The organism is Parabacteroides distasonis, assembly GCF_004793765.1.
Classification (GTDB): domain Bacteria; phylum Bacteroidota; class Bacteroidia; order Bacteroidales; family Tannerellaceae; genus Parabacteroides; species Parabacteroides distasonis_A.
Genome location: NZ_SRYM01000010.1, coordinates 1 through 26172, shown reverse-complemented (window position 1 = coordinate 26172; position 26172 = coordinate 1). Strand labels below are relative to the sequence as shown.

Annotated in this window: 15 protein-coding genes; 5 read left to right on the top strand and 10 right to left on the bottom strand. The window is 47.2% G+C overall.

The genetic code is table 11. The features are described from left to right. Positions 1-111: 111 nt before the first annotated feature. From E5342_RS05235 to E5342_RS05225, 3 genes are read right to left on the bottom strand one after another with little or no spacing between them, the layout of a single operon-like run. The gene (locus E5342_RS05235; protein WP_121734787.1) at positions 112-1476 is read right to left on the bottom strand and encodes an efflux transporter outer membrane subunit; all 1365 of its coding nucleotides are present in this window, start codon (positions 1474-1476) and stop codon (positions 112-114) included. Positions 1477-1504: 28 nt separating this feature from the next. After that, a complete protein-coding gene (locus tag E5342_RS05230; protein ID WP_135958970.1) occupies positions 1505-4708 on the bottom strand; it encodes an efflux RND transporter permease subunit in 3204 nt (1067 codons plus the stop codon). A gap of 5 nt (positions 4709-4713) precedes the next feature. After that, on the bottom strand, positions 4714-5823 hold the full coding sequence (locus tag E5342_RS05225; protein ID WP_135958969.1) for an efflux RND transporter periplasmic adaptor subunit: 1110 nt from the start codon (positions 5821-5823) through the stop codon (positions 4714-4716). Positions 5824-5973: 150 nt separating this feature from the next. On the opposite strand from E5342_RS05225, the gene E5342_RS05220 reads away from it, so the two are divergent. After that, positions 5974-6807: a helix-turn-helix domain-containing protein gene (locus E5342_RS05220; RefSeq protein WP_121734786.1), complete on the top strand. Its 834-nt coding sequence runs from the start codon at positions 5974-5976 to the stop codon at positions 6805-6807. Positions 6808-6925: 118 nt separating this feature from the next. On the opposite strand, the gene E5342_RS05215 is transcribed toward E5342_RS05220, so the two are convergent. Then, positions 6926-8110 (bottom strand): dicarboxylate/amino acid:cation symporter, encoded by a 1185-nt coding sequence (locus tag E5342_RS05215; protein ID WP_135958968.1) that lies wholly within the window; start codon positions 8108-8110, stop codon positions 6926-6928. Positions 8111-8234: 124 nt separating this feature from the next. On the opposite strand from E5342_RS05215, the gene E5342_RS05210 reads away from it, so the two are divergent. Continuing rightward, positions 8235-8918 (top strand): SGNH/GDSL hydrolase family protein, encoded by a 684-nt coding sequence (locus tag E5342_RS05210; protein WP_005857175.1) that lies wholly within the window; start codon positions 8235-8237, stop codon positions 8916-8918. A 4-nt stretch (positions 8919-8922) separates the two neighbouring features. After that, positions 8923-11439, top strand: a complete 2517-nt coding sequence (locus E5342_RS05205; RefSeq protein WP_135958967.1) for a glutaminase domain-containing protein — start codon at positions 8923-8925, stop codon at positions 11437-11439. Positions 11440-11480: 41 nt separating this feature from the next. Here the strand turns inward: E5342_RS05205 and E5342_RS05200 are convergent, their stop codons facing one another. Both E5342_RS05200 and E5342_RS05195 read right to left on the bottom strand, forming a co-directional pair. Beyond that, the gene (locus E5342_RS05200; RefSeq protein ID WP_135958966.1) at positions 11481-12368 is read right to left on the bottom strand and encodes a helix-turn-helix domain-containing protein; all 888 of its coding nucleotides are present in this window, start codon (positions 12366-12368) and stop codon (positions 11481-11483) included. 15 nt (positions 12369-12383) lie between these two features. Next, the gene (locus E5342_RS05195) at positions 12384-13301 is read right to left on the bottom strand and encodes a helix-turn-helix domain-containing protein (protein WP_121734522.1); all 918 of its coding nucleotides are present in this window, start codon (positions 13299-13301) and stop codon (positions 12384-12386) included. A 232-nt stretch (positions 13302-13533) separates the two neighbouring features. Here E5342_RS05195 and E5342_RS05190 point away from each other — a divergent pair, with 232 nt between their 5' ends. Further along, complete coding sequence (locus E5342_RS05190) at positions 13534-14607, top strand: alpha/beta hydrolase (RefSeq protein WP_121734521.1); 1074 nt, start codon at positions 13534-13536, stop codon at positions 14605-14607. Positions 14608-14713: 106 nt separating this feature from the next. Here E5342_RS05190 and E5342_RS05185 read toward each other — a convergent pair whose 3' ends face one another. Both E5342_RS05185 and E5342_RS05180 read right to left on the bottom strand, forming a co-directional pair. Next, positions 14714-17824 carry a glycoside hydrolase family 2 TIM barrel-domain containing protein gene (locus E5342_RS05185; protein ID WP_121734520.1) on the bottom strand — a complete coding sequence of 1037 codons (3111 nt, stop codon included), beginning with the start codon at positions 17822-17824 and terminating at the stop codon, positions 14714-14716. Between the two features lie 12 nt (positions 17825-17836). Further along, positions 17837-19012: an MFS transporter gene (locus E5342_RS05180; RefSeq protein ID WP_135958965.1), complete on the bottom strand. Its 1176-nt coding sequence runs from the start codon at positions 19010-19012 to the stop codon at positions 17837-17839. A gap of 415 nt (positions 19013-19427) precedes the next feature. Between E5342_RS05180 and proS the strand changes: the two genes are divergently transcribed. Beyond that, positions 19428-20909, top strand: a complete 1482-nt coding sequence (proS, locus tag E5342_RS05170; protein WP_121734517.1) for a proline--tRNA ligase — start codon at positions 19428-19430, stop codon at positions 20907-20909. Positions 20910-21006: 97 nt separating this feature from the next. Here proS and E5342_RS05165 read toward each other — a convergent pair whose 3' ends face one another. Further along, on the bottom strand, positions 21007-22674 hold the full coding sequence (locus E5342_RS05165; RefSeq protein WP_121734516.1) for a formate--tetrahydrofolate ligase: 1668 nt from the start codon (positions 22672-22674) through the stop codon (positions 21007-21009). Positions 22675-23149: 475 nt separating this feature from the next. Beyond that, positions 23150-26110, bottom strand: coding sequence for an FAD-dependent oxidoreductase (locus tag E5342_RS05160; protein WP_349237378.1), 2961 nt, complete (start codon positions 26108-26110; stop codon positions 23150-23152). Between the last annotated feature and the right edge of the window lie 62 nt (positions 26111-26172).

Sequence of the window (26172 nt, the reverse complement as noted above, 5' to 3'; positions counted from 1 at the left end):
TGGATTGTTTACGGCATTACCATAAACAGGGTATTTTTTAACCTCCTTCTATGCGTCACGCACAAAAGGAGGTTAAAATCATAATTATATACAAGTCTGAAAGGACTCTCTTTAATGTCTGCCTCCACCTAGTGCTTGGTAGAGGTTTACGGTGGCTTGAAGCTCGTCGAAACGATCCGTTACTTGGGAGAGCTGGGCGCTGAGCAGGGTTTGTTGTGCCGTGAGCACTTCCAAGTAAGTGGTGTTTCCATGCGTCATCAGCAATTGGGTGCTACGGACGGCATCTTCAAGCGATTCGATTTGGTGTGTACGTAAGTCGATCTTTCCCTTTGCGGTCTGTGCTTGGGTAAGTGCGTCGTTCACCTCTTTTCCGGCGTTGAGCACGGTTTGTTGGAAAGTGAGCTTGGCCTCTTCTTGCTGCGCTTTCGCTATTTTCAATTGGGCGATATTCGCTCCTTTGTTAAATAGCGGTTGCGTGAGGGAGCCGACCGCCGATAGTAATAGTTTACCCGGGTTTACGATGTAACTACCTGCGCTATTTGTCCACCCCGCACTGCCGTTAAGACGTAGCGAAGGATAGAAATTGGAGCGGGCGGAGGCTGTCCCGTAGAACGCTTGCGCTAATGCGTACTCGGCGCTGCGCACATCCGGACGGTTCGATAGCAGCTGCACCGGGATGCCGATCGCCAGATCCGAGGTCAAGGACTGCTCTTCCAATCTTCCTCGCTCGATATCTTGAGGTGTCTCTCCCAATAAGACGGCAAGCGTATTCTCGGTCTCCCGGATGGTCTGTTCCAGATCCTTTACCGAAGTCTCGATGGAGTAGCAAGTAGCCTCGGTTTGCGATACGGCCGCCTCGGTAGTCATGCCGGCTGCCATTAACGCTTGGGTGGCACGAAGGCTCTCTTGCCATTTCACGGCGGTTTCCGTCGTGATCTCGTATTGCCGGTCCAGCATCAATAAGGTATAATACAGGTTGGCGATATTGGCGATCAGTTGTGTTTGTACGGCTTGGCTGTACGCTTGGCTTTGCGACAAGGCGGCTTTCGCTTGCCGTTTGGCGTTTGTCAGCCGGCCGAAGATATCGATCTCCCAACTGGCCGATACCGGGACGTTGTATGTCCACGACACTTTCGCCTTATCAAAGCTACTTGTCGTGCCCTGCGGATCTAGGGAGAGCGACGGGAGGTAGGAGAGGCGGGAGGTCATTAACGCCGCCTCGGTTTCTTGCACCTTTAGATGGGCGATCCGCAGATCTGTATTATTGGCTAATCCCCGTTCGATCAAGGATTGCAAGGCCGGATCGGTGAACAGGTCCCGCCAACTGATATTCCCGATGGAGAAGGTGTCTGCCGGGGCTATCTCCTCCCGGTATAGATTCTCCGGGAGGGTGGTGACAGGCTCGTATTTCTTGTAAATGCCGCAGCTGTTCAACGCTAGCGTCGCTACGGCAAGGAGTATGATGTTATTCTTCATATACATTATATATATACAACCGGATAGGTTATTTCTTGCTATCTAAATATTCTTTTCTTTCCTTGGCGGCCTCTTTTACCTCTTCTTGCACCTGCCAATCAAGGGAACGCTCGAATTGGACCGGGCGTAGTTTCTCTTGCAAGTATTGGAACGTGATGAATAAGCAAGGCACGATAAATAACAAAGCCAATGTACCGATCAACATACCGCCAACGGCACCGGTTCCCAATGAGCGGTTTCCATTAGCTCCTACACCGTTGGAAACGATCAATGGCAGCAAACCGAATATCATCGTAAGAGCGGTCATCAAGATCGGGCGCAGACGAACCTTCGCCGCGCTAAGAGCGGCTGAAGTCAGGCTCATACCGGACAAGCGGCGTTGGGTAGCGTACTCTGTCAATAAGATGGCGGTCTTCGCCAACAATCCGATCAACATGATCAAACCGGTTTGCAGATAAATGTTATTCTCCAATCCCATGAACTTAGCGAACAAGAAACTACCCATCAAACCCATCGGTACGGAAAGAATCACGGCGAAAGGAACAAGGAAACTCTCGTACAAGGCACTTAGGATCAAATAAATCATCAAGATACAGATACCGAAGATGATAATGGTCGTATTACTCTGCTGGTTCTCCTCACGGGTGATACTACCGAAGTCATACCCGTATCCTTTCGGGAGTGAGGTGGCCGCTGTCTCCTTTACCGCCTTGATAGCATCCCCGGAGCTATATCCATTGGCCGGTACGGCATTGACGGCGATCGAATTATACATATTGAAACGGGCTAAAGATTCGGCACCGTATACCTTGGTCAAGGTGATAAACTGACTAAGCGGTGCCATCTCGCCGTTCGACATGCGTACGAACGTATTATTCAAGGAGGCCTCATCCAGACGATATTTAGGATCGGACTGTATCATCACCTTATATACCTTTGAGAAACGGTTGATATTCGACACATATTGCCCTCCGTAATAACCGGAAAGGGTTGATAGAACAGCATCCGGAGTGATTCCGGCCCGTTTGCATTTCGCCGCGTCCACATCCACGCGCCATTGCGGGTACTTGATATCGAAGGTAGAGTAAGCCGTAGCGATCTCGGGCCGTTCACGCAAGGCTGCGAGATATTGCTGGGTCGTGTTAAAGAAGGTCGTTAAGTCTCCACCGGCCTTGTCTTGCGTATGCATTTCCAATGCGTTACCCATACCATATCCGGGGATCATGGCCGGGGCGATGGCGAAAATCGTAGCGTCCTTGATATCTGCCGTACGGCCATATACCTGTCCGATCACGGCTTGTACGTTATCTTCCTTGTCCGGGCGCTCATCCCAATGTTTTAGTTTCAAGATGAACATACCGAAAGAGCTACCTTGTCCGGCCAGCAAACCATAACCGGAAACCTTGGAATAAGATTGAAGCTGCGGAATCTGGTTGATCCGTTGCTCGATATTCGTCATGATCTTGTTAGTCGTAGCCAAGGAGCTTCCGGAGGCCGTACTTACGTTGACAAAGACCGTACCTTGATCCTCATCGGGCACCAAGCTGGATTTTGTCGTGTTCATCAAGACGATAAGTAATACGATGGAGCATGCCAACAGCGACCAAGCCAGCCATCTCCGTTTGATAAAGAACAATACCCCATGCTTATATTTCGCGATCATCGAATCGAACGCAGCGTTGAACGCCTTACGGAAGCGGGCGGCGAAGTTATTCTTTTGGGTGCCGTCCTCGTTGATGTAAGGCTTCAATAAGATAGCGCAAAGCGCCGGGCTTAACGTTAATGCGTTAATGGTAGAGATACCTACGGCCGCTGCCATCGTCAAGCCGAACTGCGTATAAAACGTACCGGACGTACCGCTCATAAACGATACCGGGATAAACACGCCCATAAATACCAATGAAGTAGAGACGATGGCGGATGTCAATCCTTTCATCGCGTCCATACTAGCCATATAAGAGGACTTATATCCAACGTCGAACCGAGCTTGGACTGCCTCGACGACAACGATCGCGTCGTCCACCACCGTACCGATCACCAATACCAAAGCGAATAAAGTGATCAAGTTGATACTAAATCCGGCGACCGTCATAAAGGCGAACGTTCCGATCAAGGAAACTACGATCGCCACCAGCGGAACCAGTGTGGAACGGATATCCTGCAAGAAGACATATACCACAAGGATAACGAGGATAATGGCCTCTATCAAGGTTTTTACAACCTCATGGATCGAGGCGTACAAGAAATCATTCGTACTCATCAACTTCACGGCTTCGATACCTTTCGGGAAGTCTTTCGAGGCCTCCTCTAGGAAAGCGTCGATCTTATTATTCACCTCCGTGGCGTTCGATCCGGCTGTCTGGAAAACCATACAGGAGATACCCGGCTTACCGTTTGTTTGTCCGATATAGGCATAACTCTCCTTTCCTAACTCAATGTCCGCTATCTCTTTTAGCTTCAATACCTCTCCCTCCTCGGTGGAGCGGATCACGATATCGCCGAATTCCTCCGGAGTAAGTAGGCGACCGCTATATTTCATGGTGTACTGATACGTCTCGTCCGAGTTCTCGCCTAAAGAACCCGTGGCGGACTCAATATTTTGCTCGGCCAACACGGAGGTCACGTCCGAGGGGATCAATTTGTATTGGGCCATAACGTCGGGCTTCATCCAGATACGCATACTGTAATCGCCACCCATAACCATCAACTCGCCGACTCCGGAGATACGAAGGATCTCTGGTTTCAGGTTGATGCTGATGTAATTACTGAGGAAGTTCTCGTCATAAGAACCGTCCGGGCTATAGAGCGAGAAGATCTGTAACATACTGGTCTGGCGCTTGGAAGTCGTGACACCTACTTGGGTAACCTCGGCCGGCAACTGTCCGGTCGCTTTCGATACACGGTTCTGTACGTTTACAGCGGCCATGTCCGGATCGGTTCCTTGTTGGAAATAGATCGTGATCGTGGCGGTACCGGAGTTGGTAGCCGTGGAGGTCATGTAGGTCATATCTTCCACGCCGTTGATCGCCTCTTCCAAAGGGGCTACGACACTCTTCTGCATGGTCTCGGCATTCGCCCCGAAGTAAGTCGTACTGACCATAACGGTAGGAGGGGCGATATCCGGATACTGTTCTACGGGCAAGGTGAAAAGCCCGATGATACCCGCTACCATAATCGTGATGGAAATCACGGCGGACAGTACGGGGCGTTCTATAAATGTGCTAACTTTCATTGTGCTTAATTTTGTTTTACTTCAATCGGTGTTCCTTCACGTAATAAACCTACGCCTTCGGCTACGATCACGTCGCCGCTATTCAATCCGGCGTTTACGATATACTCTTGTCCTCCGTTCACACGGGTAACTTCTACGGGGGCGGATTGTGTCTTGCCGTCTACTACTTTGAAGACAAATACCCGGTCTTGGATCTCGAACGTGGCGGCTTGGGGAATTACGACGCAGTTATCGTATGTAACCGGAATGATCACATTCCCGGAGCCCCCGCTATTCAATAATTGCTCCTCGTTCGGGAACGCCGCTCGCAAGCTGACCGTTCCGGTGTTTTGATCGATAACGCCGCTGATCGTCTCGATCTTTCCCGTTTGGGGATAAAGCGATTTATCGTTCAACTGAAGCTCGATCTCGGGCATATTCTCCAAGGCTTTGTCTTTCGAGCCGTATTGACGGGTCAAGGCCAATAGCTGGTTCTCGGTCATGGAGAAATACACATACATCTCCGAATTGTCCGATACCGTGGTGAGCGGTTTGGACAGGTTTGCGCTTACCAATGCGCCCACACGATAAGGCAGGGTTCCGATGACGCCGTTCGAGGGGCTTTTCACTTCCGTGTAAGAAAGGTTGTTACGGGCGTTTATCTCTTGTGCCTCCGCTTGGGCTAATTGGGCTTTTGCCGAGAGTAGCGTGTTGTAGGCGGTCTTTAGGTCGAACTCGGAAACTACTTTGTTTTTATACAATTCTTGTTTACTGTCGTAGGTCAATTGCGCTGTCGCTACGGATGCCTTCGCTGCCTCTACGTTAGCTATGGCGGTGTTTAAGGCCGCTTGATAAGGAACTTGATCAATAATAAATAAGACTTGTCCTTTTTTTACGCTCTCGCCTTCCGTTACGCAGAGCTTTGTAATAAAGCCGGATACTTGCGGATAAATATCGATATCCTGTTTTCCTCGAATACTCGCCGAGTAATTATTGGATAAAGTCTTCTCCGAAGTGGATACGGTCATTGTCGCATACCCTGAACTTTGTTGGATTACAGGGCTTTGTTTACACCCGACAGCTGCGATACACCATAAGGCGATCGCAGTCTTCATCAATCGATTTTGCTTTTCCATCTTAACTAATACCTATATTTTCGGCTGAAAAGCTACTCGCTTATCGGCGAACCATTGTTTCCACAATGAGGCGATGATTGTTCATTTTGAGATGGAATGATCCGTTATATGCTAATGATCTCTTATATTTGCGGGCAAAATAGTAGACATATGAATCCATTTGAGATAGAGAGAGGAGAGTCGTTCATGATAGGCGATTCCGATTTGAGGGAGTTATTGGATCGTCCTTACAAGAGCGGATATGGCATGATCTTATTTTGCTATAAGGGAACGGCGAATATATCCGTCGATTTGAGCCGATGGGATATCCGGCGCAACACGGTGATCGTATTGATACCGGATACGATCCTGACGTTGAACGCGAGTAGCGAGGATTTCAAGGTACAATATATATCCTTATCGAAGGTCTTGTTCGACGAGGCCGTATTCCGGCTGGATCCGCCCTTTTTCCGCTTCATAAAGGATAACCCTTGCTATACGCATCCCGCCGATCAGGAGGAGACCATAAATGTGATCATCCGGCTGTTTTGGCTGATTTACATGGATCGGAATAACGTGTACCGTGATATGATCGTGAAAAACCAGTTGCAATGCTTCTTCCTTAATATGTATGATAAGACAAGGTACTTCTTCTCGAGTCACCAGCAAAATGGGTGCAACCGTGGGGAGGAGTTATTCCATAAGTTCATCAATTGCATCCATGCCCATTATCTCGACCAGAAAGAGGTCTCTTTCTATGCGAACGAGCTTTGTATCTCTCCCCGTTATCTCTCCACTATCACCCGGCAAGTGACGGGCGAGTCGGCGAAGACCATTATAGACCGGCATATCATATTGGAGACGAAGGTGTTGTTGCGTACCACGGAAATGACCGTGCAGGAGATAACGAACCACTTGAACTTTCCCAGCCAATCCTATCTGGGACGGTATTTCAAGAAGCATACGGGGGAATCCCCCATAGGGTATCGAATGAAAAGAAAGTGATGCTACTTACTGCAACCCGCCTTGCAGTAGTACTGCAACGCCCTTGCAGTGCCACTGCAACAGGCATGCGGTGTTACTGCAAGGCGGGTTGCAGTAAAATAGCCATGAGGTTTTGTCCTTATAAAGCCGTGGAAGCTTTTTCCGTTTGCCTTTGATCGAACGTATCAGTAATTAGGGTAAGGGCACCATCTCCCGTCACGTTGCAAGCCGTACCGAAGCTATCTTGCAAAGCGAATATCGTAAGCAATAATGCCGTTCCCGCCTCGTCGAAACCTAGGATAGCGATGATCAGGCCCAATGAGGCGAGCACCGTACCGCCCGGTACGCCGGGAGCGCCGATAGCGAAGAAACCAAGCAAGATGATAAATACGAGCATCGTCGTGAAGTCCGGCATGCTGCCATATAATATTTGCGAGACGGTCAATACGAAAAACACTTCCGTCAAGATAGAGCCGCATAGATGGATGTTCGCGAACAGGGGGACAGTCACGTCGATTACTTCCTCTCGCAAGATCTTGCTTTTCTTGGCGCAAGTCAAGGCGGTGCCTAAGGTGGCGGCGGACGACATGGTACCTAAGGCTGTCAAATAAGCGGGTCCGTAGTATCTCAATACGCCCCAGCTATTTTTCCGGGAGTAAATCGACGCGACTACATACAGCAAGGTCAGCCAGATGTAATGGCAAAGGATGACGATCAACAGGACGGATAAAAAGATAGGCAACTGCTTCGTAATCGCTCCCTCATAACTGAGGACACAGAAATTCGCGGCGATGAAAAGCGGCAACACCGGCATCAAGACCCGTTCAACCAATTTAAGCACCATGTTCTGGAATACTTCCAGCAACCTCTCCATCTCCCCGGATTTAACCCATGCGGTAGAAAGTCCCAGCATCACGGCCAATACCAATGCCGACATAACGCTCATCACCGGCGGGATCTCTAGATTAAACAACATGGGCGGGATGTCTTTCAGGCCTTCCGAGGCGGTTTGAATATGCAAATGCGGTATTAACTCGTAACCCACAACGGCGCCAAAGGTGGCGGCGCCAACCGATGATAGGTACGCGATACTAAAAGCGAATAATAAGACTTTGGATGCGTTGCTTTTTAAGCGGGCGATGGATGGTGCCACGAATCCTAGAATGATCAACGGAACCAAGAAGAAAATGATCTGTCCCGTAATTTGTTTTACGATCATGACCGCTTTTAACACAGGCTCGTTTACGACAAGCCCAACCAGAAGTCCGATCAAGACGGCCAGTATCAACCGTACGATCGTGTTGGAAAGAATCTTTTTTAGCATATTCGGATGTTTTTATTTTTCAATGACAGCAAATATAAGATAATTTCTTGTGTGAATGGGTGGGTGGACAATTTTCATTACTTTTGTTTGATGAAAATAAAATCGTATTTTATAAATAAGTAATATGAAAAACATGAAACAAGCTTTACTAGTGGCGGGCTGTTTATTGGCTACCACTACATTATTTGCCCAGACTGAGAAGGGGGACTGGGCTCAGTTTGGTCGTTATGCGGAGGCTAACAAGACCGTGAAAGTCCCTTCGAATGTGGTATTTATGGGAAACTCCATTACAGACGGATGGTGGCCGGCGGATTCGACCTTCTTTATCCGGAATAATTTCGTAGACCGTGGGATCAGCGGACAGACAACCTCGGAGATGTTAGTGCGTTTTCGCCAAGACGTTATTAATTTGAAGCCGAAAGCCGTGGTAATCTTGGCGGGAATCAATGATATCGCTCACAATAACGGTGTGATCGCCTTGGAAAACGTGTTTGGGAACTTGGTCTCTATGGCGGAATTGGCGAAGGCGAATCATATCAAGGTGATTTTCTGCTCCGTATTGCCGGCTTATGACTTTCCTTGGAGACCGGGCATGCAACCGGCCGATAAGGTTATCCAGCTCAATAAATGGATCAAGGAGTATGCGGATAAGAATGGTTTGACATACGTGGATTATCATTCCGCCATGAAAGATGAGCGAAACGGATTGCCCGCTAACCTGTCGAAAGATGGTGTGCATCCGACCTTGGAAGGTTATAAGATCATGGAGAAGATCGTATTGGAGGCCATTCATAAAACTGTAAAGTAAGCAGATGAGAAACTATTTATTGGCTTTATCTTGTTGTACGGCTTTATCTTGTTGTACGCAAGTGAAAGTTTCCGAGGTATATACGGCGGCGGCAGAGAACTCTTTACGTGCTCCTGCCGTTCCTTTGGTCACGATCGATCCCTATACAAGCGCATGGTCGTTTGCCGATCAATTGAATGATGAGTCGGTACGGCATTGGACCGGCCGTGATTATCCGCTTCTGGGCAGTATACGGGTAGATGGTAAATCATACCGTTTCATGGGAATGGACGATATACAGGTGACCTCGGTGATCGGTACGGCCTCGGATGGCCTATGGGAGGCCGATTATACGATGTCTCAGCCTGCCGGAGATTGGTTCGCCGAGGCTTATGATCCGAAAGGTTGGAAGCGGGGAAAAGCCGCTTTCGGAACGGAAGATAATCCGAATCGTTCCACGCCTTGGTCTACGGGCGATATCTGGGTACGCCGTACGTTTGACTGGCCCTCGGATGTGCGCAAGGATGCTCTTTACCTCCAATATTCGCACGATGATAATATCGAGGTGTATCTAAATGGAAAGCAAATCGCCGTGGCAGGGAACGGTCTGGACTATGATTTACTGAAAGAGATACCGGAAGCGGTGGCGGAGAGCTTGAAACCTACGGGCAACGTATTGGCCGCTCATTGCCGGAATAACGGGGGAGGCGCTTACGTGGATATGGGAATTATGCGGAAGGTGAAACGGGGGGATACGTTCGATGAGAAAGCGATCCAGAAATCCGTGAACGTGATGCCTACGCAAACATTTTACACTTTTGAGTGCGGTGGTGTAAGTCTGGACTTGATTTTCACGGCTCCTTTCTTGCTGAATGATCTGGAGGCTATGACTTCTCCGTTTAATTATATAACGTATCAAGTCCGTTCCATCGACGGCAAAGACCACGACGTGCAATTATACCTGGAAGCCACGCCGCAATGGGCCGTGAATACGATTGATCAAGAGGTGACTTTCGAGAAAACGGAAACCTCTGATTTAATTTACCTGAAGACAGGGACAATCGATCAAGAGGTTCTGGCGAAAACCGGGGATGATGTACGGATTGACTGGGGATATTTCTATTTGGCTATCCCAAAGAAACCGGGAGTCTCCGCTACGATTGACGAGTATTATGCCACGAAGAATGCTTTTATGGCTACTGGTGATTTACCGGCTGGATCGCAAAGTCTCTCTTCGGATATGCGCGAGCAAATGACGGTTCTCGCTTATACGGACCCGATCGGCAAGGTCTCCAAGGAAACCGTCTCCGGACATTTGATGATCGGTTACGATGATTTATATTCGATCCAGTATTTCCAAGACAACCGGATGCCTTATTGGAAGCACGACGGAAAGGTGGATATTCATCAGGCGTTCGAGAAAGGGGAGGCTTCTTACGAGGATCTGATGAGACGTTGCGGTTCCTTTGATTCTTCTTTGATGAGCGAGACGAGCGCCGTAGGAGGGAAGAAGTACGCCGAGTTATGCGCTATCGCATATCGGCAGGCGATCGCCGCCCATAAGTTGGTGACTGATAAGGATGGGACGCTCTTATTCTTTTCTAAAGAAAATTTCAGTAACGGTTCTATCGGAACGGTGGATATTACGTATCCTTCCGCCCCCTTATTCTTAGTATACAACACGGATTTATTGAAGGGAATGATGAATCCCATTTTCTATTATAGCGAGAGCGGACAATGGAAGAAACCTTTCCCGGCTCATGACGTGGGTACCTATCCGGTCGCGAACGGTCAAACCTATGGTGGCGATATGCCCGTGGAAGAAAGTGGTAACATGCTTGTGCTAGCGACCGCTATAGCGATAGTGGAGGGCAATGCTGATTATGCCGCCCAACATTGGGAGGTCTTGACTACATGGGCGAATTACTTGTTGAAGGAAGGCCTTGATCCGAAGAACCAACTTTGTACGGACGATTTCGCCGGACATTTCGCTCATAATACGAATTTGTCTGTCAAGGCAATTATGGGAGTTGCCGGCTACGGAAAATTGGCGGAGATGTTAGGTAAGGCCGATATCGCTAGACAATATACGGAAGCCGCCCGTGAGATGGCCGCTAAGTGGGTGAAGATGGCAGATGATGGCGATCATTACCGCTTGACTTTCGATAAGCCGGGTACTTGGAGCCAGAAATACAACTTGGTGTGGGATCGCTTGCTGGGCTTGGATATCTTCCCGAAAGAGGTTGCCGCTACGGAAATGGCTTATTACAAGACGAGACAAAATAAATACGGTTTGCCGTTGGATAACCGGGAGGATTATACGAAGTCCGACTGGATTTTATGGTCCGCTTGTTTGACCGGATCGATGGAGGATTTCAATGCGCTGATGGTTCCGGTCTGGAACTACGCCAACGAGACGACTTCACGTGTTCCTCTAAGCGATTGGCATTTTACTTCTGATGGTACGCAACGAGGTTTTCAGGCCCGTTCGGTTGTCGGAGGATATTTCATGAAGATGCTGGAAAAGAAGTTAGGAAAATAATGTTATTCTAAGAAGCGGAAGGAGGTCATTCCTTCCGTTTCTTAGTTTTGCGTATATGGATATTCACAGGGGGCAATGCCTGTAATCTTCTTAAATATAAGGCTGAAATACTGTACGTTCGGATAACCTAATTGTCGTGCTACCAGAGCGGGAGTATTACCGTTTTTCAGTAGCATTGTCTTAGCCACACTCAACCGTTTGAACTGAAAATATTCCTCCAGCGTTTTGCCGGTCTCGAATCTTAACAGGTCGTTGAAGTAAGCGACAGAAAGGTCCAGTTCTGCCGTACAATATTCGGCGGTGGGTAGCTGGCCGTTCTCTAATTTACCGGAAATGATATACTCGTCGAGGAGCCTTTCCAATTTCTCCAAGATAGCCTTGTTCTTATTCTCCCGGGTAATGAACTGTCGCTCATAATAGCGTGTACAATAATCCAATAATAATTCAATGTGACGGGATAGAATGGTACCACTGTGCGTATCGATGGCATGGTGAAGCTCGTCCTCGATGTTTTCCAGACAACACGTAACTTTGGCTGTCTCACGTTGAGAGAGATGCAGAGCCTCTTCTTTGTGATAAGCGAAGAAGGTATAGTTCTTAACAGGGTTGTCCAATGACGTGCGGAACAATAGGTCGGGATGGAACGCTAAAAGGTACCCTTTGTCGGGTAACGTATTATTCTCGCTCATACGGAAAATCTCACCCGGGGTAAGGAATACCATCGTGGCGTTGGAATAATCGTAATATTTACGTCCGCAATAACAGCAACTGTCCGGGCAGCCTTCTATTAAGAGAATCGCATAGAACTCGAACTTTACGGCCTCTTGTTCTAGGTTCGGGTTCTCTAGATTGATGAGACTTACTTGCGGATGTAGCGTCTTGCATCCCAAGCATCGGTTACATTCATATACGGTCTTAATATCTAACATCTTCTTGAACGTCTTCTATAGATTTGTTGGTAGACCGACCTGCGCACGGTATTCACTCGGCGTGTATCCTACCCGTTTCTTGAATAGCCGGCAGAAATGCTGCGGATATTGGAAACCTAGGGAATATGCGATTTGGCTGACTGTGTCCGCCGTGTCGGAGATACGTTCCTTGGCTAGCTCGATTACTTTCTCTTGGATGTATTCCTGCGGTGATTTGCCGGTTTCCTTCTTGAACATGTCACCGAAGTAGTTCGATGAGAGGCAAAGCTTGTCGGCAAAGTATTTCACCGTAGGCAATCCGTCCTGTTCGGCGAGTGCACTTTCGAAATACTCATCCAACAGGTTTTCAAAACGTGTCAGTACATCCCGGTTTGTCTTGCCACGGGTGATGAATTGCCTTTCATAAAAACGCATACAATAATTAAGCAGCAGTTCGATATGGTTTACAAGTAAGGTCTTGCTATGCTTATCCACGCCATGTTCCAGCTCCATGCGGATAATCTTCAGGCAATCCATCACGATAGATCTTTCTTCTTCCGAGAGATGTAACGCCTCGTTTACCTCGTAAGAAAAGAACGTATATTTCTTGATACTCTTTCCGAGTGACGTTCCACGTAGTAAATCGGGATGGAAAAGAATACCATGTACGTTTACTTGGACTTTATCGGTTGTCGGGTTTGTCTCCGCTGTTTGCCCGGGGGCGAAGCAAACGATCGTGCCTTCTTGGTAATCGTATGTCTGGCGCCCGTATTTGATATCGCAGGCTTTCTCTAGTTTTAGATACAGTGCGTAGATGCCGTAATTGAAGCGGATGAGATCTACACTACTCGTCGCTTTATTCAAATCTATGACACTGACAAGCGGATTCAGGGTTTCGAGGCCGTATAGTTTATTGTATAGGTCTACACTATCTAAATTAAGTATCTTATCCATAGCCGTACGTATTTAATCTACAATTCTGTACGCAAAAATAGAGGATAATTCATATATAGTTATAACCCTAATTACGGATTATATAACCATTGTTACGGATTAGGTGTATTTACAGGCTTTCTGGCTGATTCCGCAAAACCTGTAATTGAGGTCATGACATCCGTAATTTGTCTACAAAGGGATACTATTTGAGCCTCTACCTTTGCCATCGTCAACATAAACAAGGAATAACATGAAGAAGTCATTAAGAGAATTATGTATGGCAATGGCTATATGCCTTTGCGCTACGGGGAACTTGTTCGTTACAGACAATCAATTTAATACCGATCATATAATGGACAAGAATTTGAATCTGACAAAGGAGTGGGATAAAGTATTCCCACAGAGTGCCAAGGTGAGCCATAGTAAAGTTACTTTTCGTAATCGCTATGGTATTACGCTTGCCGCCGATATGTACAAACCCAAGCATGCGGATGGAAAATTGCCAGCTATCGCTATTAGCGGTCCGTTCGGTGCCGTGAAGGAACAATCCTCGGGCTTGTATGCGCAGGAATTGGCGGAACGTGGATTTCTGACGATCGCTTTCGATCCGTCGTACACCGGCGAGAGTGGCGGAGAGCCTCGTTATGTAGCTTCTCCCGACATCAATACGGAAGATTTCTGTGCGGCCGTCGATTTCCTTTCGGCACGTGATGATGTGGATGCGGAACATATCGGTATTCTCGGTATCTGCGGATGGGGAGGCATGGCGCTTAATGCGGCGGCTATCGATACTCGTATCAAAGCGACCGTAACCTCTACGATGTACGATATGAGCCGTGTGAACGCTAATGGTTACTTCGATGCGATGGATGTCGACGCACGTTATGAATTGCGCAAGCAACTCAATGCACAGCGTACCGCTGACACAAAGAACGGCTCATACGCCCTTGCGGGAGGTTTGCCCGATACGTTACCCGACGATGCGCCCCAATTCTTGAAAGACTACTACGCTTATTACAAGACGAAGCGGGGTTACCACAAGCGTTCGCTCAACTCGAATGGCGGATGGAACAAGACCTCGGCTTTATCGTTCATCAATATGCCTATACTCTCGTATAGTGACGAGATTCGTAGCGCCGTATTGATTATTCATGGAGAGAAAGCGCATTCACGTTATTTTAGTGAGGATGCCTTCAAGAAACTGAAAGGTGACAATAAGGGATTGCTAATTATACCCGGAGCGAATCATGTCGATTTGTACGATCAGATGAGTGTCATTCCCTTCGATAAGATTGAACGGTTCTTTGTAGAAAACTTCAAATAAGATTCGTCCACGTTCCTCGCTGGTGATGATAGAAAACGTGAGAAGGGGAAAACATCAATTGCTTTCCCCTTCTTTCATATATCTCTCACTAGATGAAAGATTCGTTTTACTCGATCTCGACGCTATGTTTTACCGGAGTAAGAATGAACGTGAACTCATAGTCGCCGTAAGGAATCTGGTATTCCGGGAGCGCGATGGTTCCCCAGCTATTTACACAGCCTAATCCCATCTGTACCTTATCGAGACAAAGGTTTGTCAAGTCGGCTTCCTCTACTTCGGGAGAGTGTCTTTGATCCTTCCGTGCGCCGTCATCCAAAGACTCGATCGTGTAATGCAAAGCGGAAGCGGAGAATGGGGCAGAGGCTACGACCTCGATACCGTTGCCAGCCTCGTTCAGCATTTTCCACCAGCGGATATCCGATTTCGTTCCATTCTCTTGCGGACGGATATACGAATAGAATTGCTCGTCTACGGTCTGGCGGTAAATAGCCAGGTCGGCGTTACCCTTGCGGTCGATATAATTCTCCACGGGACCACGGCCGTAGTATTCGATATTCTCGAATGATCTCGGCATCGGCATCTGCATACCGAAGCGGAACATGGGAGATACCTTGGCGCTCTTGTCCGCTGTCATTTTCTGGGTAATCTTGATCGCGCCCTTGTTATTGATCACGTACGTCAAGTTCAACTTAGCGGATACGGTCGGCATATCGTAAGCGGCCTCTACGATCACTTGTTTGTTCTCCATCCGTTGGTTAAGAGAAGTCAGCTTCATTTCCGGATTCTTCCATGCGGCGTACTTCTTCTGTAGGCCGGCTCCGAAATCATTGTCTGTCGGCGCACGCCAGAAGTTAGGAGTCAAAGCCTCTCCTTCCTTGATCATGTCTTGGCCGTTTACCTCGTATTTGATCAGATAACCATTCTCACGGTTGAATTCGGTACGGAAACCACAACCTTCCACGATCAGGTAATTGGCGTCGTTATCTTGTACGACTGGAGCCTTGGTCTCGATATTGGTTGTCTCCACGTTTTTCAATTCCATAGATGGCGCCTTGTACGGATTCAACGTCAGCTGATCCTTGGCTACGGTATGTCCGGCGGGTAATAAACCCTCACGGTTCTTCAGTTTATAAGATACGTTCAGCAACCATTCCGCACATGCGCAAGTCTTGCCTAGATCCAATCGGATCGTTGATGTTTGCTGGGGAGCTATTTTCAGGTCATCGACACGTCCGCTACGAACAACCTTGCCGCCTTTCAGCATTTCCCATTCCAGATAATAAGCGGAGAGGTCACGGAAGAAATTCTCGTTGTAGACCTTGATTTCGCCCTTCGCCAGATCGCCGGGGGTTGTCCAGATATTTTGGTAGTAATACCCCACCTCGTACATATGCGGGTTCGGAACACGATCTGGGCTGATCAAGCCGTTATCGCAGAAGTTATTATCGCTAGCGTCGAACTTATTGAAATCGCCGCCGTAAGCATAAATCATTTTCCCGTTCTTGCCGGTCCAGCGCACGGATTGATCCACGAAGTCCCAGATGAAGCCCCCTTGATATTTCGGGTATTTACGGATCAAATCCCAATATTCCTTGAAACCTCCTTGAGAGTTACCCATGGCATGAGCGTATTCACATTGTATCAAAGGCTTTTGCATGGAGTTATCCTCGCTGTATTTAGCGCAATCCTCGTAGTTGTAATACATCGGGCAGAAGATATCGGTCTTTCCGTTCTTTCCGGCCTGCTCGTATTGTACGGCACGGCTGGGGTCTTCGTTCTTGATCCAGTCGTAAGCGGCCTCGAAGTTAGGACCGTATCCAGCCTCGTTACCCAAGGACCAGAAGATGATACTCGGATGGTTGAAGCCACGTTGGACGTTACGTTGGTTACGTTCCAGATGCGCTTTCTTATAAGATGGGTTCTTGGCTAACGTCTCCTCACCGTATCCCATTCCGTGAGACTCTATATTGGCTTCGGCTACGACATAGATACCGTATTTATCACAAAGCTCGTACCAGAAGTTATCATCCGGGTAGTGGCAGGTACGAACGGCGTTCAAATTGAATTTTTTCATGATCTGTATGTCCTGTATCATGCGTTCGCGCGAAACGACATAACCGCCATCGGGATCCATCTCGTGACGGTCGGCACCCTTGAAAAGAACCGGTTGCCCGTTCACGAGTATCTGGGCGTTCTTTAATTCGATCTTACGGAAACCTACTTTTACGGGGATTACCTCGATTGTTTTGCCGCCCTCTTTTAAAGTAGCCCGCAAAGTATATAGATACGGAGTCTCCGCGGTCCATTTGTAGGGAGAGGCAACTTCGATCGTCGTGCTGATCTTTCCGGAAGCGTTCAAGGATTGGGTAGCGACGGCTTTGTTTTGGGCATCCAATAACTCAAGCTCTACCGTACCTTTACCCTTCATGGTCAGGTTGACAGCCAACGAGCCATTTTGGTATTGAGCGTCCAGATCCGGAGTCACACGTATATCGGCGATCTGTTGCTTTTGGTTACGGGCGTATAAATAACAATCACGTCCGACACCGCTGTAACGGAAGAAATCCTGGTCTTCCAGATAAGTACCATCACACCAGCGGAATACTTGGAAAGCGATCAGGTTCTTTTGTCCCGGTTTCAGGTAAGGAGTTAAGTTAAACTCTGCTTCCAGCTTGCTATCTTCGCTATAACCTACGTACTTCCCGTTTACCCACAAATACATATTGGAGGTAACGGAGCCGAAATGAGCGATGATTTCTTTTCCGTTCCAGTCGGCAGGAACCATGATCTCACGACGGTAGGAACCCACATGGTTGTTAACGGTAGGGACCTCGGGCGGGTTGTTCTTGAATTGCTCACGCCAAGCGTAACCAACGTTTACGTAGAGAGGATCTCCATATCCGTTTAGTTCCCATACACCGGGCACGGGCATATTGTTCCATCCTTTGTCGTTGTAGTCGGTCTTCCAGAAATCGGTAGGACGAGCATCGGCGTTCTTTACCCAAAAGAATTTCCAAGGGCCATTCAAGGTCATGAAGTTCCGGGATTGTTCTTTGACGTCCTTCGCTGCCATCTCGGCGTTCTCGTAGGCGAAGAAATTGGCGTGCATCGGGGCACGGTTTACGGCGTTGACCTCGGGGTTTCGCCACTCATTCGACTGGGCTACCGCTGTGAAAGTCAAAGCGGCAAACAGTCCGGTCATAAGTTGTCTTTTCATGCTATTATATTTTTAATCTGCTTTACGAAACTGCAAAACTAAGAATAAAATTCCGGGTATGGCAATAATTCCGGCGGAAACTAACAGGGCGGTGCGCAAAGAATAGAAATCATTTAGCCAACCTATAAATGGGGCGATGGCGGCGAACATCAAGCGGATCACAAAGTTACGGATCGACAAGACCGTAGCCCGCATCTCCGAGAAGGTCATTTGATTAATGTAACCTTTCAAAATCGGTGTAGCGAAGCCTCGGACGATATAGAAAATGAGCAAGATCGTTAATCCCCGATAAGTAAGGTTATAAGCGAGCGATATATATCCACCGATGATTATAAGTAGTATGAGCGTGCTTGATTTACGCATACCGAAATACCGCTCTACCTGATCAGAATAGAGGGCGGACAGTCCCACCGTCAGATTGAGCACGGTCCAAATGACACCGTAATAGGAGGTCGGGGTTTCCAACTTCATCAATACGGGTTGCACGAACCATGCCATTGTTAACGTAGCGGCCCCGATGATACCGGAGAACATGATGTTATAGCATAGCCTACGGTTCGTGACCAAGGAATATTTCAAGATGCGGACAATCTCGGAAACCGGGTTCTGTACCTTGCTCTTAGTATTGAGTTCCTGCAAGGCGAACGCCGCTGGAATGCCGATAAAGGCGACAAACGCTTGGGCGTAAAACGGCAATCGCAAGGAATAGGCAGCCAGCAATCCTCCGAATATCCCGGCGATGGCCTCGCCGAAATTACCGATCATCGTGATACGTCCCTCGTACCGCAAATAAAGTTCTTCTTTTTTATATCGTACGGTTGTATCGTAGAGCAACGCTGAATCCGCTCCGTTTACCAAGGTTTGCCCGGTTCCCAACAGAATCTCGGCGAAGAGAAATGCCGTGAAAGTGGAGGTGAAAGAATAACATAGGTACCCTCCAAAGAAAAGTATACAACCTAGAATCAAGCATTTCTTACGTCCCCATACGTCCGCCAGATAGCCCGAGGGAATCTCCAAAGCGACAGCGGCGACCGAGTAGACACTCTTCAAAATGAATACGTCTTGCAATCCTAACCTATGATCCTCATAGAAAAGGACAATGATAGGCATTACGAGCGAGAACCATTTGGATAGCTTGATCAGATGGAGAGCGAGTATATTAGGAAGTTTCTGTTTGTATTCTTGCATTGTAATCGTTTTATTCTCTGAAAGATAAGTATACCTTCTTCGTTCGTCGGCGCCGAACGACCATTCGCCGCCACTGAACGATCATTCACTGCCGCCGAACGAACGTTCGCTGTCGCTGAATGAAGTATATATTAGACAGCGAGGAATTTCCCATAGGGCTCGAGAAACATTTGTTTCGGTTTGTTTCGGCTTTTGTCCTTATGGATTCATGGGAAGGTCCGCATAGATCTTGCTCTTTCGCTGTGAGAGTTAAGAACGCGAATGCACATAACATAAGTAAGTAGCGTGTGATCTTGTGCATATTCATGATATTATCTATATATTGTTTTTACAAAGATATACGATTATTTCTTACCTTTGCAACCCATTACTTATTCAGATTAAGGAAAACAGTATAATTTAGAAATATAAAGAAATGGCAAAAGAGCTGAAAGAACTTACACCGAGAAGTGTAAACTATTCGCAGTGGTACCAAGATTTGGTAATTAAGGCAGATTTGGCGGAGAATTCCGCCGTACGTGGTTGTATGGTGATCAAGCCTTACGGATACGCTATCTGGGAGAAGATGCAACGTATCCTAGACGATATGTTCAAGGAGACCGGTCATGTGAACGCTTATTTCCCTTTGCTGATCCCGAAGTCTTTCTTAAGCAAAGAGGCTGAGCACGTGGAAGGATTCGCGAAGGAGTGTGCCGTGGTTACTCACTACCGTTTGAAGACAAATCATGACGGTACGGGGGTTGTCGTAGATCCGGCGGCTAAACTGGAAGAGGAATTGATCATTCGCCCGACCTCGGAGACCATCATATGGAATACATACCGTAACTGGATTCAGTCTTACCGTGACCTGCCTATCTTGTGCAACCAATGGGCGAACGTGATGCGCTGGGAGATGCGTACTCGCTTATTCCTTCGTACGGCTGAGTTCTTGTGGCAGGAAGGCCATACCGCTCACGCTACCCGTGAGGAAGCGGAGATAGAAGCTAAGAAGATGCAAGAGGTTTACGCGAACTTCGCCGAGAATTATATGGCAATGCCGGTAATAAAGGGCGTGAAGTCTGAGAGCGAGCGTTTCGCCGGCGCTTTGGATACCTATACAATCGAGGCGATGATGCAGGATGGAAAAGCCTTGCAGGCTGGAACTTCCCATTTCTTGGGGCAGAACTTCGGTAAGGCTTTCGACGTTACTTTCATCGACAAGAACGGTAAGAGCGATTATGCTTGGGCTACTTCTTGGGGAGTTTCCACACGTTTGATCGGTGCGTTGATTATGTCTCATTCCGATGATAACGGTTTGGTATTGCCTCCTCATTTGGCTCCGATTCAGGTTGTGATCGTCCCGATTTATCGTAGCGCAGAGCAATTGGCGCAGATCAGCGAGAAGGTCGCTGGTATCGTGGCTAAGTTGAAGGCGTTGGGTATCTCCGTGAAATATGACGACGCAGATAATAAGAAGCCGGGCTGGAAGTTCGCAGAGTACGAGCTGAAAGGTGTTCCCGTGCGTTTGGCTATGGGTGGTCGTGATTTGGAAAATAATACGATCGAGGTGATGCGCCGTGATACTTTGGAGAAAGAGACGATCACTTGTGATGGCATTGAGGAATACGTGAAGAATCTGTTGGAGGAAATCCAAACGAATATCTTCAAGAAAGCGTATGATCATCGTGAGGCTAATACCATAAACGTAGACACGTATGAGGAATTTAAGGAGAAGATCGAGGATGGCGTCTTCATCATGGCTCACTGGGATGGAACCCCGGAGACAGAGGAATTGATCAAGAACGAGACGAAAGCTACGATCCGCTGTATTCCTTTAGCGGGTGATAAGACTCCGGGTAAGTGTATGGTGACAGGTAAACCGTCGGCTTGCCGGGTACTGTTCGCCAGAGCTTATTAATGTCCACCCGTTTTCGGGGCCGATAGTGGTTAAAAAAAGGTACGCCTTACTGAATGTGTGAGGCGTACCTTTTTTATTTAAATCGTTTTACTGTCTATTAACTCAATCCCTCGATCATGCCATCCACGATATCGATCTTTCGGGCTTGCGGTTCTTTAGGGAGCCCCGGCATACGCATGATCTCGCCCATGACAACAACAATCATCTCGGCCCCATTATTGATGATTACATCTCGTACTTTTAGTTCGAAATCTTTAGCTACTCCATAAGCTTTCGGATCGGAAGAGAATGAATATTGAGTCTTGGCGATACAAATCGGATAATGGGAAATACCCAAGTTTTCGATCTGACGTAATTTTTTATCGGCCAAAGTCGTATAAACGATTGAGGAGGTTCCGTAAATCTTCTGGGCCACTTTTTGCACTTTCGTACGGATCGGATCCTCCAGATCATAGGTATATCGCAAAGGAGCGGAAGGATGATTCTCGATCGTATCAACCACTAGGCGGGCAAGTTCCGCACCCCCTTCACCTCCTTCGGCGAAAACGTTATTCATGGCGAATCCAACCCCTTTCTCCTTGCAATGCTCAGCCACTAAAGCGATTTCCTCGTCCGTATCGGTAGCGAAACGATTGAAAGTAACGATTACTTGCTGGCCGAAGCTCTTCATATTCTCAATGTGCTTGTCTAAGTTAGCGAATCCGTTCTTTAATCCTTCGATATTCGGTTCCTTGATTTCTTTCTCAGGAACGCCACCGTGAAGTTTCAAGCTTTGGGCGGTCGCTACGATGACTGTCAGTTTAGGTGAAAGCCCCGCTTTTCTACATTTGATATTAAAGAACTTCTCCGCGCCCAGATCAGCACCGAAACCAGCCTCCGTGATTGCATAGTCCCCATAAGTAAGAGCCATTTGGGTAGCCAATATAGAATTACATCCATGGGCGATATTAGCGAAAGGACCTCCATGTACAAATGCGGGAGTATTCTCCGTTGTTTGTACTAGGTTTGGCAGTAATGCGTCTTTTAGCAATACGGTGATAGCCCCGGCTATACCAAGATCGTTTACCGTGAAAGGCTTATCTTCATTCGTATAACCCAATAAGATATTTCCTACACGTCGTTTCAAATCCTCGATATCCGTAGCCAAACAAAGGATCGCCATGATCTCGGAAGCGGGAGTGATGTCAAATCCAGTCTCGGTAGGGACACCATTTGCTGAGCCGCCTAAACCCGATACGATGTTACGTAAGCTACGGTCGTTTACGTCAAGAACTCGTTTCCATTTGATCTCTTTCAAACCTTCGCAGGTATTGCGGGTCTGATAAATATAGTTATCCAATAAAGCGGTAATCATATTGTGAGCAGAAGTAACCGCATGAAAATCTCCTGTAAAATGCAAGTTGATGTTTTCCATGGGAAGTACTTGGGCATATCCACCTCCGGCGGCGCCACCTTTCATACCGAAACATGGGCCAAGAGACGGCTCACGTAAAGCGACCACCGCTTTCTTTCCGATTTTATTCAGTCCTAAAGCCAGACCGATCGAAACCGTAGTCTTTCCGATTCCCGCTTTAGTGGGAGTGATAGCGGTCACTAAAATTAAATTATGTTGGTCCATTTGCTTCTTATCGATCAAATGGATAGGGACTTTGGCAATATACCTGCCATAATTTTGTACTTCCTCACGAGGGATACCTAATGTTGTCGCAACTTCCTTAATTTTACGCAAGTCTGTTTCTCTTGCTATCTCAATGTCCGATTTCATGTGCTTTATGTAAATTTATATAGTTTGAACAAAGTAAATCTAATTTATTATAATAACAAAATGATATGGAACAAGGTTTTTCCTCTTTATAGAATAATAAGATTGTGTTGTTTTTATGTTTTTGCACATGTATGACGAGTATTTTGTTTGATTGTGATAGTTGATTGGCTTGAAATTAAACTTTTTGCAAAGTGAACTTCGCGAAAATTACACGTTTTGCTTATTGTATTCACTTTATCATCCATGAGACTTCCGGCGGTACCTATATCACCCAAACGATAGAAGAATTACTTGCCTATTTTGATACAGAAAAATCATAACTATGTTTTTCTTCATTCGTAGTTATGAGTTTTTCCCATTTAAATCCACTCTTTTAAAGTAAGCTAGCTTCATTAACCAAATAAGTTAACTCCCTTGGTTGATGAAGCTGGCATACTGTCTTTTCTTGATTTCACTATTTGGGATGCGGTTCAGTTTATTTGAAAGCTTTCTCACTAATTCCGTCTCCACCGAGTCTCAATCGCTCCATATAATCCGGAACGGTGCGACCTAACGCTTTGTCCACATATAGTTTAGCCAAGTATTGAGCGAGCATGAAGCCGTGACCTTGCAAACCGACGAATAGCCCGTTATCCGGATCGATAATGTAACGAGGCTCTACATAATAACCGGACCATGTGGCCTGTACAGGTACAGTGGCTAACGATGGAATCCAATCGCAGAATACCTCAGAGATGATCTCCATGAAACGACGGGTATTAAACTTTAACTCGTCAAAGTTACTGATCTCCGCTTTAGCATCGACAGCGGGAGAGGCACAAGCGATAATCTGTCCGGTCTCGGCGAATTGCTGACCGTAGACAGCGGAGAAGTCGTTACGTCTCCGGCGGTCTATCAACATATCGAGGATATCCCCGTCTTTTCCCAGATTCGGCAGGCGATGGGTAATCAACGCTTGGTGCTTGACCGGATAGAGTCCAGTGTAAAGGCCCAGCATACGGGCAAAACGCTCGGCGCTATAACCGAGGGCATTCACGAAATGATCGCATTCGTATTCGATGTATCGCTTATCATGCGTATATAATAAGACGTGATATTTTCCACCGTTTTTGTGGACTTCCACTAGGCGTGTGTCTTCCAAAACCTCACATTGCCGTTCCTTGCCCTTGTTTCGTATAAAGTCTATCACACGTCCAGGGGTGGCTTGCCAACAATGCTGGGAGATTTGTGCGGCGAAATAGGTGTTTTGGTTCATATTGAAGTAAGGGGATACCTCTTTCTGGAAGTCTTTCTTGTCGATCAAATAAGCGTTGGACCAACCGCAAGAACGTTCCAGATCATTGTAGGTAACCTCGTCGTGGGCAAACGTGATATAGCGTATCTCACGGTAATGGATATCATATTCTTTTTGCGTCTCCTCAAATATCGTTTGGTTATTACGGGCGATCTCCGCTAATTCAGGGACCGAGAACGCCGGACGGCCACCACCGATGTTACGCCATGATGATCCTCGGTCCGCATTAATAAGTACGGTCTTTTTACCGGCTTCCGCAAAATAACGGAACAATGCGCTACCTCCGATACCTCCGCCGGCGATCAAGACTTCCGTTTTACGAACCTGCTTTCCGGAATCAATCTTATAGGTATCCGCTATTTGACGCTGTGGATACATTTCTCCTAGGACGAAGCGGGTAGATAAGGGAGCACGGGGGGTAGCGTCGCCTACCAATTCGATACCTTTTTCCCTTAGTTTCATACGTAGGCGGGGTATGCAACGTTTTCCCCGGCACGGCCCCATTCCTAGGCGGGTGATATGTTTTACCTCATCGATGGAAATATATTTACGATCACCAATGGCGGAAAGTAGTTCTTCCAAAGATACGTCCTCGCAATGGCAAACATAGGTTTCCGAATCACACACAGGCTCTTGCTTGAAGTCGATCTCCTCCGGATAGTTTTCTTTTACGATGAACCCTGTGATATTCAGTAAGGCATTATTCTCCATTCCTGCCGCTTTCACACGGACTACGTTTGTTTTCGTCGGTTTCTTTAATACTTTCTCAATGATGCCTTCGCCTTGTTTCTTCCCGTTATCATCCACGAGCCATACCTCGGCACCTTCTTCTACCTTGTATTCCACTGGTAAGAACAAGTTTTGCTTCCGGATATCGTAGCCGAAAATAGCCAGTCCCGGGCAATGGGACACGCATTGCATGCAACCGGTACATTTCTCGTAATCGATCTCGGGCGTTACGCTGGTGGAACTTTTGGTGATCGCCTTTTGAGGACAGGCGAAAGAACAAGGGTTACAAGCAAAACCGTATAGGCAATCCAAGCGAACGAATGGGCGTTGGGTTTGACGCTCGGGAGTAGGCTTTGGGGCCTCTTCCTTGATGCGAATCGGATGTTGTTGGGAGTCAATGTATTCTTTAGATATTTGTAAGTAATCGTTGTAGTGGATACGTATACCTAACTCTTGGGCTATCTCATAGGCGGCTTGCTTTCCTCTTAGTACGGCGGTAGTACCTTCTCCGATCCGTACGGCATCGCCTACGCCGGCACAACGCTTTCCAAATGTATATTGGCCTTTGGTTAGCAATTGGTTGTCGGGAATCAATCCTGTACATATATTAATGACATCAATACCATCGATCACTTTCTCTGTTCCCGGGATTGGCTTGAAATTCTCGCATTCGCAAATAACCGCACCGGTGATACCTGTCCGATCCTTGTTTGGAATGGCTTTCAAAAGCATATGAGAGGTATAAATCGGTATGCCAAGGCGACGAATGCGATTCGCTTGTACTGGAAATCCTCCTTCACAGGGCATCGCCTCTAAAATAGCCTTGACTTTCGCTCCGGCTTGCATCAATTGGTAGGAGGTCAGGTAACCTATATTACCGGCACCTACCGTCAATATGTTTTTGCCAAGTAGCGTGAATTCGGCGTTCATCATTTTCTGTACGACTGCCGCCGTATAAACTCCGGGCACATCATCATTCTCGAAGGTTGGCATAAAAGGAACCGCACCGGTAGCGATTACCAAAGCTTGGGCTTCTACATAGAAATTTTTATGGTTAAGCATGTCTTTTACGGCGATACGCTTATTTTGTAGGATATCCCAGACCGTGGAATGTAAGAAAATACCAGAGTGATCGTCTCCGGCTAAAGATTTCGCTATATCAAAACCACGCATACCGCCAAAGCGCCGCTCTTTCTCGAAAAAGAAAAAGGCATGGGTCTGCATCAAGAATTGACCACCGATCTTATCATTACTATCGATTACGATGCTGTTCAAGCCTAGTTCTTTTAAGATTTCCCTACAAGCTAATCCTGCGGGACCGGCACCGATGATGGCCACATCTGTCCGATAGATCTCTACCGGTTCTTTTCTGGGTTCTATCTGGGAATCTGTCGTATAATTCTGTGTTGTTATTTCCGATCATTAGTGTCCCATAAAAAATAGGGACTAGTTAAACATTAAATAAATTTGGCCCA